At 74.5% G+C, this 10,382-nt stretch carries 9 protein-coding genes; all 9 read left to right on the plus strand.

Features of this window, described 5'->3' with window-relative positions:
- Positions 1 to 12 precede the first annotated feature (12 nt).
- A complete protein-coding gene (locus tag ACIP4P_RS30505) occupies positions 13 to 1,194 on the plus strand; it encodes an FxsB family cyclophane-forming radical SAM/SPASM peptide maturase (protein ID WP_400923951.1) in 1,182 nt (393 codons plus the stop codon).
- Between the two features lie 226 nt (positions 1,195 to 1,420).
- The gene (locus ACIP4P_RS30510; protein WP_400923953.1) at positions 1,421 to 2,500 is read left to right on the plus strand and encodes an aKG-HExxH-type peptide beta-hydroxylase; all 1,080 of its coding nucleotides are present in this window, start codon (positions 1,421 to 1,423) and stop codon (positions 2,498 to 2,500) included.
- A gap of 350 nt (positions 2,501 to 2,850) precedes the next feature.
- Positions 2,851 to 3,036, plus strand: coding sequence for a hypothetical protein (locus ACIP4P_RS30515; protein WP_350517169.1), 186 nt, complete (start codon positions 2,851 to 2,853; stop codon positions 3,034 to 3,036).
- Positions 3,037 to 3,091: 55 nt separating this feature from the next.
- On the plus strand, positions 3,092 to 5,560 hold the full coding sequence (locus tag ACIP4P_RS30520) for an FxsB family cyclophane-forming radical SAM/SPASM peptide maturase (RefSeq protein WP_400924154.1): 2,469 nt from the start codon (positions 3,092 to 3,094) through the stop codon (positions 5,558 to 5,560).
- 15 nt (positions 5,561 to 5,575) lie between these two features.
- Entirely contained in the window at positions 5,576 to 6,346 is a 771-nt protein-coding gene (locus tag ACIP4P_RS30525; RefSeq protein ID WP_400923956.1) for an aminoglycoside N(3)-acetyltransferase, read from the plus strand.
- 178 nt (positions 6,347 to 6,524) lie between these two features.
- Positions 6,525 to 7,694, plus strand: coding sequence for an FG-GAP repeat domain-containing protein (locus ACIP4P_RS30530; protein WP_400923958.1), 1,170 nt, complete (start codon positions 6,525 to 6,527; stop codon positions 7,692 to 7,694).
- 207 nt (positions 7,695 to 7,901) lie between these two features.
- On the plus strand, positions 7,902 to 8,570 hold the full coding sequence (locus ACIP4P_RS30535) for a DUF4097 family beta strand repeat-containing protein (protein WP_400923960.1): 669 nt from the start codon (positions 7,902 to 7,904) through the stop codon (positions 8,568 to 8,570).
- Positions 8,571 to 8,615: 45 nt separating this feature from the next.
- Complete coding sequence (locus ACIP4P_RS30540; RefSeq protein ID WP_400923962.1) at positions 8,616 to 9,716, plus strand: serine hydrolase domain-containing protein; 1,101 nt, start codon at positions 8,616 to 8,618, stop codon at positions 9,714 to 9,716.
- 145 nt (positions 9,717 to 9,861) lie between these two features.
- Positions 9,862 to 10,382, plus strand: a 521-nt coding sequence (locus ACIP4P_RS30545; RefSeq protein ID WP_400923964.1) for an ALF repeat-containing protein, incomplete at its 3' end; no start/stop codon positions are given.

Here is a 10,382-nt window from a genome sequence, read left to right on the forward strand (position 1 = left end):
AGGTTCTCGCGCATGGTGCCGTTCCGGCAGTTCCTGCTGAAGATCCACAGCCGCTGCAACCTGGCCTGCGACTACTGCTACATGTACGAGGGCGCCGACCAGAGTTGGCGCGACCGGCCGCGGCGGATGGAACCGGCGACCGTCCGCCGCACCGCCCGGCGGATCGCCGAGCACGTGGCCGCGCAGGGGCTCGACGAGGTCTCGGTGGTGCTGCACGGCGGGGAGCCGCTGCTCGTCGGAGCGGACCATCTGGACTTCCTGCTGGCCGAGTTGGCGGGGTCCGCGCCCCGGGTGCGGTTCAGCCTGCAGACCAACGGGCTGCGGCTGCTGGACGAACCCGCGCTGCTCGACGTGCTGCACCGGCACCGGGTCGGGGTGGCGGTCTCGCTGGACGGCACCCCGGCCGACCACGACCGGCACCGGCGGCTGCCCACCGGCGCGGGCAGCTGGGAGCGGACCGCGGCGGCGGTGCGGCTGCTCGGCTCGGAGCAGCACCGGGAGCTGTTCGCGGGACTGCTGTGCGTGGTCGACCTGGCGGCCGACCCGGTCGCCACCTACGAGGCGCTGCTGGACTTCGCCCCGCCCCGGCTCGACCTGCTGCTGCCGCACGCCACCTGGCGGGAGCAGCCGGCCGGGGTGCGGCGCGCACTGCCGGTCGGACCGCCGTCCCACCGGGAGGCGGCGCCGTACGGGGACTGGCTGATCGCCGCCTTCGACCGCTGGTACGACGCGCCGTACCGGGAGACCGGGGTGCGGCTGTTCGAGGAGCTGTCCGTGCTGCTGCTCGGCGGGCGGGCGGCCAGCGAGGCGGTCGGGCTGGCGCCGGTGGACCTGGTGGTGGTCGAGGCGGACGGCACGATCGAGCAGGCCGACAGCCTCAAGGTGGCCTACCAGGGGGCCGCCGGGACGGGGCTGGACGTGTGGCGGCACGGCTTCGCGGAGGCGGCCGCGCACCCGGCGTTCCGGGCGCGCCAGCGCGGCCTGGCCGGGCTCGGGCCGGTGTGCGCGGCCTGTCCGCTGGTGCGGGTCTGCGGGGGCGGGCTGTACGCCCACCGCTGGGCGGGGGAGGGGCCCGGCGGGGGGTTCGGCCACCCGTCGGTGTACTGCGCGGACATCGACCGGCTGATCCGGCACATCGCGGCGCGGCTGCGGGCCGGGGTGGCGGAGCTGGCCGGGGCCGGGCGGCGGCGGTAGGCAGGGGGCCGTGGGGGCGTGCGGGTCGGGACTCACCCGTTCGGGGCATCCACGGGTCCGGACCGGCTGAGCGGGCGCCGGGTGGGGAGACACTGCGGGCGGACCGGACGGATCGGTGACGGGTACGGGCGAGGCGGTCGGCGGGTCGGCGATCGGGTGTTCGGCCAGCCACGGGCAGCCACGGCCATCCACGGGAATCCAGGAGAATCCAGGAGAGGACGGATCGGTGACGGGTACGGGCGAGGCGGTGGCGGCCGGGGTGCCGGGCGCGCGCGGGTCCACGGCGGCCGGGCGGGCCGCCGACGGGCTGCCGCGGCACGCGTTGGACCGGGCGACCTTCCGGGCGATCGCGGGTGCGCGCGGCGGTCCGGAGGCCGTGCGACTGCTGCGCGCGGGGCAGCTGAGCAAGCGGGCGCTGCTGCTGCTGGCGCTGCGCCGGGCGGCGCCGCGGGACGAGGACTACCGGGCGGCGTACGGCGAGGTGTGCGCGCTCCAGCGGACCGACCGGTCGCGCTGGGAAGAGGTGCTGCTGCGACCGGAGTTGGACGCCTGGGCGGCGGACCGGCTGCGCGCGCTGTCGCTCGGCGAGGAGGTGCCGCCGGACGGGCTGGGTGCGTTCCTGCGGGCGGAGCCCTCGCCCGTCCTGGAGCTGGAGTGCGACGGGCTGCGCTGGACGCCGCTGCTCGACCACCTCGGTCCGCGCCGGGTGGACTACGGACGGCCCCCGGTCGGACCGCTCTCCGATGGCGAACTGTGCGCGTGGGAACGGAGCTTGGCGGACGCCTGGGAGATCCTGGTGCGCCGTCACCGGCAGCACGCGGAGGCGGTGGCGGCCTGCGTGGCCGTGCTGGTGCCGCTGCGCCCGGCCCCCGGCGGGGAGGCGGTCAGCGCCGCCGCCCGGCGGGCCTACGGGGCGGTGGCGACCTCGCTGCCCGCCGATCCGGTGCTGCTCGCGCTGGCCCTGGTGCACGAGTTCCTGCACGTCCAACTCGGCGCCCTGCTGGACCTGGTGCCGCTGCACCGGCCGAACGGTCCGGCGGTCTACCACGCCCCCTGGCGCCCCGATCCGCGCCCGGCCGGGGCGCTGCTCCAGGGGACGTACGCGCACCTGGGCGTGGCGTCCTTCTGGTGCGCCGAGGCGGCCGCCGGGGTGGGTGAACGGGCTCGTGCGGAACGGGAGTTCGCCTGCTGGCGAGCGCACACCCTGGCGGCCGCCGGGACCCTGCTGGAGTGCGGCGAACTCACCGACGACGGCCGGGAGTTCACCGAGGAGCTGGTGCGGGCCGGGCGGGCGCTGGGCGGTTGAGGCGAGCAGGTCCGGACGGACCGGGCCCGCGGTCCGGGGACGTCCGGGCGGCGGGCCCGGGCGCCCGGCGCGTGGTCGGAGCGCGGCCGGCGCGCATCCGTGCGGGAAGGGACGGCCGGGTCGAACGCTCGCTCCGGTCAACGCGTTTCGGCGCGCGCAACGGCTCAGTGCGCGACCGCTGAACGGGTGAATTCTCAGGCTCTCGCGCGCCGTGGTACAGCGTCGAGTGGCTGGGCAGACCAACTTGAGGGGGCAAGGTGCCGCGCGGAGTCCTCGCGGGCACTACATTGGTCGCAACCGGGTGGCCTACCCGCACTCGGCAGGTCCTAACCGCGCCTAAGGAAACGAATATGACTCCGGTAACCAGCATCAGGCCGGCCGGCAACCTCACTGACACTCAGGAGACGCCGGAACGCCCCTCCCTCGCCGAGCTCGCCGCCCTGGGTGCGGAGGAACTCGCCGCCCGGCTGCAGCGCGCCCTCCCCGGCGCGGAATCCGGCCTCGTGCCGGTCGCGGCCTTCAACTCCTCGATCTGACAACTCCGGACGACCGAAACGGAACCCAGGCCGAGCTGAACCTGCCACACCCATGATGACGCGAATTCCGGTGCCCCTGACGCAATTCGTCGTCAAGATGCACAGTCGGTGCGATCTCGCCTGCGACCACTGCTACGTCTACGAGCACGCGGACAGCAGCTGGCGCTCCCGCCCCAAGGTCATCGGGGACGGGATCCTGGCCAAGGCCGCCGAGCGGATCGGCGAGCATGCGATCGCCCACCGGCTGTCCGCCGTCCGGGTCGTCCTGCACGGGGGAGAACCCCTGCTCGCCGGCCCGGACCGGTTGCGCCGCGCAGCCGAAGCGCTCCGGGCCGCCCTCCCGCCCGGCTGCGCCCTCGACCTGCGCATCCACACCAACGGCGTCCTGCTCAGCGAGGCCTTCTGCGCGCTGTTCGCGGAGGTCGGCGTCAAGGTCGGCATCTCGCTGGACGGCGACAAGGCCGCCAACGACCGCCACCGGCGCTTCGCCGACGGGCGCAGCAGCCACCCCCAGGTGCTGCGGGCCGTCGCGCTGCTGAACCGCCCCGAGTACCGGCACCTGTTCGCCGGGCTGCTGTGCACCATCGACATCGAGAACGACCCGGTGGCCGTCTACCGGGCGCTGGTCGAACTCCGGCCCCCCGCCGTGGACTTCCTGCTGCCGCACGCCACCTGGGAGGAGCCGCCGAAGCGGCTGCCGGGCGATGCCGCGCAGACGCCGTACGCGGACTGGCTGCTCACCGTCCACAGGCTGTGGGAAACGGACCGGCGGCCGTTCGCGGTGCGCACCTTCGAGTCCGTGCACCGGACCGTGCGCGGGCTCTCCAGCCTCACCGAGTCGCTCGGACTGGAGCCCTCGGACCTAGCGGTGCTGGAGACGGACGGGACCTTCGAGCAGGCGGACAGCCTGAAGACCGCGTACGACGGTGCGCCCGTCACCGGCATGAACGTTTTCGCGCACAGCATCGACGACCTCGCCCGGCACCCGGGCATCGCCGCCCGGCAGTCCGGACTCGCCGGGCTGAGTGCGACCTGCCGGGCCTGCCCGGTGGTCCGGGCCTGCGGGGGTGGGCTGTACGCCCACCGCTACCGGGCGGACAACGCCTTCGACAATCCCTCCGTCTACTGCGGGGACCTCATGACGCTCATCAACGGCATTGCGGGCAGCGGCGGTTCGGCTCCCGGCGCGGCTCGCGGCGCGGCTTCGGCCGCCGCTTCGCCTTCGGCCTCGGCTTCCGGGTCGGGCCCGGTGCCGGCCCAGGGCGGCGGGTCACCACTGTCCGCCCCGGTCGCCGCGGTCGCCCCGACGCGGCTCTCGTCGGCCCAACTCGACGAACTGGCCCGGGGATACGGCGGTGCGGACACCGTCGCCGCGCTGTCCCGGGCCCAACTGGCGCTCACCCGGGCCATGTTGGCCGCCGCCTGGGATGCCTCCGGGCAGGGGCGGGCCGAGGCGTGGGAGTTGCTGTCGGAGCTGGACGTGGCCGCCCCCGCGGAGGTGGACGCGGTGCTGGGCCATCCGTACGCGCGGGCGTGGGCGGCGCGGCGGCTGGCCGGGGACCTCTCGGTGGGGCTGGGCCCGATGGCGGCGCTGGCGGCCGCGGCGGCGGTGCGGGCCGGGCGGGGGGACGCCGTCCAGGTGCCGGCCCGGGGCGGCGGGCTGTACCTGCCGACGCTGGGGTGGGTCGAGGTCCCGGACGGCGAGGCGGTGGTGACCGGCCGGGCGGACGGGTTCGAGGTGCGGGCCTCCGACGGGTCGGTGCGCACCGAGCTGGACCGGCCGTTGCGGCGGGTCCGGCTGGCCGGGGGGTGGACGGTCGCGCTGGAGGACCTCGACCCGCTGCGGGACAGCCACGACCACCCGGTGGCCGGGCGACTGCCGGAGGCCGAACTGCTGGCCTGGACGGGCGCGTTGCGGGAGGCCTGGGAGCTGCTCGGACGGGACCTGCCGCGGTACGCGGAGGGACTGCGGGCCGGGTTGGGGACGGTCACACCGCTGCGGCCCGGGCCGACCGGGCGGGACGTCAGTTCGGCCGCGCGGCAGGCGTACGGGGCGGTGGCCATCGCCCGGCCCGCGACGGCGCCGACGCTGGCGCTGCTGCTGGCGCACGAGTTCCAGCACGTGAAGCTCGGCGCGGTGCTGGACCTGTTCGACCTGTACGACCGGGCCGACGACCGGCTGTACTTCGCGCCCTGGCGGCCCGATCCGCGCCCGCTGGAGGGCCTGCTCCAGGGCACGTACGCGCACCTGGCGGTGACCGAGTACTGGGGCACCCGGACGGCCGCGTACGACGGTCTGGCGGGGGAGGCGGCGGACCGGGCGCGGGCGCAGTTCGCGCTCTGGCGGCGGTACACGGCGGAGGCGGTCGAGCGGCTGGCGGAGTCGGGGGCGCTGACCGGGCTTGGCGCACGGTTCGCGGAGGGTATGGGGGAGAGCGTCGCCCCCTGGCTGGCCGTTCCACTGCCGGCGGCGGCGGAGCGGGACGCCGGGCGGGCGCGGCAGGAGCGCCTGGCCACGGCCTGAACAGGAGGGTTCGAGATGGTCTCTGCGGCCGTACTCGCGGACCGGTTCCGTCGGTTGGGTGTCCGGGCGGGCATGGTGTTGCACGTCCAGGCGTCGCTGCGGGCGCTCGGGCCGGTCGAGGGCGGGGCGGCCGGGGTGGTCGACGTGCTGCTCGAACTCCTGGGCCCGGAAGGGACGTTGGCGGCCTATACGGCCACGCCCGAGAACTCCTCCACCTCGCGGATCTACCAGGCCGCGGTGGCCGGGATGTCGGCCGAGGAGGTGGCGGAGTACCGGGCGCGGATGCCGAGGTTCGACCCGGCCACCACCCCGGCCTCGCCCACCATGGGTGCGCTCTCGGAGGCCGTCCGCACCCGGCCGGGCGCCCTGCGCAGCGGGCACCCGCAGACCTCCTGGGCGGCGGTCGGCCCGCTGGCGGGCGAGATCACCGCCCGGCACCCGCTCACCTCCCACCTGGGGCCGGACTCGCCGCTCGGGAAGCTGTACGAGCTGGACGCCCGGACGCTGATGCTCGGCGTGGAGATGGCCCGGTTCACGCCGTTCCACCTCGCGGACCTGCGGCAGCCGGACGTGCGGCTGCGGGACTACCGCTGCGTGGGGCCGGAGGGCTGGGTCGGCTTCCGGGCCCCGGACCTGGACGACCTGCACTTCGCCGGGCTGGGCGAGCGGGTGCTGGGCGCGGCCGCGGGGGTCGGGGTCGGGCGGATCGGTTCGGCGGAGTGCCGGTTGGTGCCGGTCCGGGAGGCCGTCGACCTCGCGGACGGGTTCCTGCGCGGCCGGGGCTGATCTCCGACGCGGTAAGGGCTGATCCCCGGCGCGGTAAGGGCTGAGCCCCGGCGCGCTCCCGGCCGAACCGGCGACTCCGGGGTGTCGTTGCCCCCGTCGCGCCGCCCGTCGGGCGACCATCGCGCCGAGTGGGCGCCGAGCGGCGCCCGGACGGGAGCGGTGCGGCATGCGGAAACTGATGGCGAGTCAGGCACTGGTGGTGGCCGGACTGTTGGCGATGGGCACGGTGGCGGCCCTGCCGGGCGGTGCGGCGGCGGCCCGGCCCGGGGTGTTCGCGCCGAAGACCGACTACCCGGTGGGACACAATCCGCGCGGGGTGGCGACCGGTGACTTCACCGGCGGCGGCCGGACGGACCTTGTGGTGGCGAATGCCGGGGACGGGACGGTCTCGGTCCTGCTGAACGACGGCGCCGGCGGCTTCGCCCCACAGCGGACCTTCCCGGCCGGGGCGGGTCCGACCTCGGTCGCGGTGGGCGACCTGCGCGGGATCGGGGTGCGGGACCTGGTGGTCGCCGACCAGGACGACAGCGTGGTCTCGGTGCTGCTCGGCAACGGGGACGGCACCTTCCAACCGGCCCGCACCTTCCCGACCGGTTCGCATCCGGACGCGGTCGCCCTCGGCGACTTCCGGGGCACCGGCACGCTGGACCTGGCGGTGGCGAACCTCGGCGACTTCGGGGACGGCAGCGTCTCGCTGCTGCTGGGTAACGGGGACGGCAGCTTCCAGCCGGCCCGCACCTTCCCGACCGGCGCCAACTCCAACCCGGCCTCGATCGCGTTGGCCGACTTCGGCGGCAGCGGCCACCTGGACCTCGCGGTGGCCCTGGACGGGGTCAGCGAGGTGGCGGTCTTCCCCGGCAACGGGGACGGCACGCTGGGCACCCCGACGGACTACTGGGTCGGCGGCGTCCCGGTGTCGGTGGCGGTCGGCGACCTGCGCCGGGACGGGCGGTTGGACCTGGTGCTCGCCGACGCGGAGCAGTCCGCCAAGGTGCTGCTGGGCAACGGGGACGGCACCTTCGGCCCGGTCCACGCCTACCCGGCGGGCAGCGGGCCGGTCTCGGTGACGGTGGGGGACTTCACCGGGCGCGGTCGGGACGACCTGGCGCTGGCGACCGGTGACAACTCGGTGGCGCTGCTGCGCGGGCGCGGGGACGGCGGCTTCCGGGCGCCGGAGTTCTACCCCACCGGGTCCGGCCACTACTCCACGCCGGACCGGGTGGTGGCCGGGCGCTTCACCGGCGGCCGGGCGCCGGACCTGGCGGTCACCAACGCGCAGGACGACACCGTCTCGGTGCTGCTGAACAGGCACGGCCGCTCGGGGTGGTGGCACAGCGGCCCGGCGTAGCGTTCGCCGTCAGTCCATTGCAATGGTGGGGGTGGGTGGCGTTGCATTCTCGGCAGAGTCGTTGCAATGATTTCGCGGCTCTGAGCTGCAGGGATGGGGGGTTGTTGCAGCTTCACTGTTGCCCGGACTTCGAACGCAACGTAGCGTTTCTGTTGTCGGAAAGCGGCGGGCCGAGTGGTCCGCGACGCGGAAACGAAGGAGCGCACGATGCAGAAGTTCGCCACCCCCACCCCGGTCTCGGTCGTCCTGGACATCCCCGCGGGCCTGATCCGGCTCATCGCCTCGGACCGGGCGGACACCGTCGTCGAGGTCCGGCCGGCAGCCGCCGGGAAGAGCCGCGACGTCAAGGCGGCCGAGCGGGTCGAGGTCGGGTACGCCGACGGCGTGCTGCGGGTCCGGACCCCGGAGGCGGAGAACCGGCTGATCGGCAACTCCGGCTCGGTCGAGGTCACCGTCCAACTGCCCGCCGGCTCCCGGGTGGAGGCCACGGCCGCGCTGGGCGAGTTCCGGGGCGTCGGCCGGCTCGGCGACGTCACCCTCAAGGCCGACCAGGGCACCGTCAAGCTCGACGAGACCGCCGGTGCCCGGATCGACCTCCAGGCCGGGGACGTCACCGTCGGCCGGCTCGGCGGCTCCGCCGAGATCCGCACCCTGAAGGGCGACCTGCGGATCGCCGAGGCCGTCCAGGGCGCCGTCACCCTGCGCACCGAGTACGGGAGCATCGACCTCGGCGCGGCCCGTGGGGTCTCCGCCGCCCTCGACGCCGGCACCGGCTACGGCCGGATCGAGAACGCGCTGCGCAACGCCGACGACACCCCCGGCCTGACCGTCCACGCCACCACCGCCCACGGCGACATCACCGCCCGCAGCCTCTGACCGGCACGCCACCCCACGCCGGCATTCGCGGAAGAAGGAACGACGATGAGCGTGATCGAGCAGGGCGGTCCCGAATTCGAGCAAGGCGGTCCCGAATTCCAGCAGGCTGCAGAGGAGTTCATCGCCGCCGGATTCGCCGGTATACAGCTGCGGGTGCGCGGGGAGGCCGGTGAGTGGGCCGGCGGTGCCGGGGTACGCGAGCTGGGTGCAAGCGAACCGCCCTCCACCGAAGGGCTGTTCTGGATCGGCAGCACGACGAAGACCTTCGTCGCCGCCCTGGTGCTGCAGCTGGTGGCCGACGGCGTGATCGGGCTGGACTCCCCGGTCGGCGAGCACCTGCCCCGGTTCGGGCTGGACGGGCGGATCACCGTGCGGATGCTGCTCCAGCACACCAGCGGCGTCTACAACTGCACCGGCGAGCTCGACGAGCACGGGGAGTTCGTGCCCGGGCTGCCATCGATCGGCAAACCGTGGGTGGAGAACCGGTTCCACAGCTACCGGCCGGACCAGCTGGTCGAGTTCGCGCTCGCCAAGCCGGCCCGGTTCGAGCCGGGGACGGACCAGAGCTACTCCAACACCAACTACACGCTGGCCGTGCTGCTGGTCGAGGCGCTGAGCGGGCGCTCCTACGCCGAGGAGATGCGGCGGCGCGTCCTGCAGCCGCTCGGCCTGCGGGACACCGTGGTCCCGGGCGACCTGAGCGAGCTGCCCGGCCCGCACGCCCACGGCTACTACCGCTACCGGGACGACGGGGAGTGGGCGGTGGTGGACGTGTCGCGGCAGAACCTCTCGCTGCTGTGCGGCGCCGGGGACATGATCTCGACCACCCGCGACCTCCAGGTGTTCTTCGGCGCCCTGCTCGGCGGCCGGCTCCTGCCGGACGCACTGCTGACGCAGATGCGGACGCCGCACGGACCGCTCGGGTACGGACTGGGCCTGTTCGTCCAGGAGTTGGGCCCGGAGAGCGGGAACGCCACCATCGTCCACCACAACGGCGGCGCCCCGGGCGGCTACGGCGCACTGATGATCGCGACCCCGGGGGGAGAGCGGATCCTGACCGCAGGACTGACCACGGGCGACGCGGACTCGGATCCGGCGCAGACCTTTCCGGCGGCGCTGGACCGGCTGATCAAGGCGGTTTTCTGAGGTCTCCCGCAGCCGAGCGTGACGTGACGGGGAGGGGGGGAATGTGCGGGGGCCTGGATTCAGCAAAAAGTTGGTATGACAAACGTAAAAAGCGATCTAGGCTGTGGGCGCTCACACATTCTTCGCATGAATCAGGTTTCGCTCGATGAAGCTGCCAAAGGCCTCCGCCGTCATCGCGGCCGCCGTGCTGGCCCCCGCCGTCCTCTTCCCGTCCGCAGCCGCGGCTGCCGGCGGCCCGCGGCCCACCGGGCTCTCCAGCCCCGACACCGCCTCCGACCAGCCCGACGAGGCCGGGGACCACGGCACGAGCGAGCAGGAGAAGCGCGACCGGGCCGAGGTGGCGCGGATCCTGGCTGACAAGGAGTCCGGTCCGGGTGTGCGGGAGGCCGGGGAGAAGGCGCTCGCCGGGGATGCCGCTGCGGTGCGGCACTTCCTGGAGGTCGAGTTGGCCGAGCAGCGGTTCATCGACAACCGGGTGCGGGTCTCCCAGGTGATCAACAATGCCGGGCCGGTGCTGAGGGAGGCCGCCAAGGCGGTCCTGCGGCACGGCACGGCCGCTGAGCTGGAGAAGTTCCTCAAGGAGGGACAGTTCAAGGCCCGCGCCGAGGATGAGGACCGGGCCGAGGTGGCGCGGATCCTGGCTGACAAGGAGTCCGGTCCGGGTGT

The sequence above is a fragment of the Kitasatospora sp. NPDC089509 genome, assembly GCF_044749365.1.
In the GTDB taxonomy this organism is placed as follows: Bacteria; Actinomycetota; Actinomycetes; order Streptomycetales; family Streptomycetaceae; genus Kitasatospora.

Excerpts from the sequence above, each read along its gene's own strand:
- ACIP4P_RS30505 (WP_400923951.1), top strand. The coding sequence starts at position 13 with ATGGTGCCGTTCCGGCAGTTCCTGCTGAAGATCCACAGCCGCTGCAAC.
- ACIP4P_RS30515 (WP_350517169.1), top strand. The coding sequence starts at position 2,851 with ATGACTCCGGTAACCAGCATCAGGCCGGCCGGCAACCTCACTGACACT.
- ACIP4P_RS30520 (WP_400924154.1), top strand. The coding sequence starts at position 3,092 with ATGACGCGAATTCCGGTGCCCCTGACGCAATTCGTCGTCAAGATGCAC.
- ACIP4P_RS30525 (WP_400923956.1), top strand. The coding sequence starts at position 5,576 with ATGGTCTCTGCGGCCGTACTCGCGGACCGGTTCCGTCGGTTGGGTGTC.
- ACIP4P_RS30530 (WP_400923958.1), top strand. The coding sequence starts at position 6,525 with ATGGCGAGTCAGGCACTGGTGGTGGCCGGACTGTTGGCGATGGGCACG.
- ACIP4P_RS30535 (WP_400923960.1), top strand. The coding sequence starts at position 7,902 with ATGCAGAAGTTCGCCACCCCCACCCCGGTCTCGGTCGTCCTGGACATC.
- ACIP4P_RS30540 (WP_400923962.1), top strand. The coding sequence starts at position 8,616 with ATGAGCGTGATCGAGCAGGGCGGTCCCGAATTCGAGCAAGGCGGTCCC.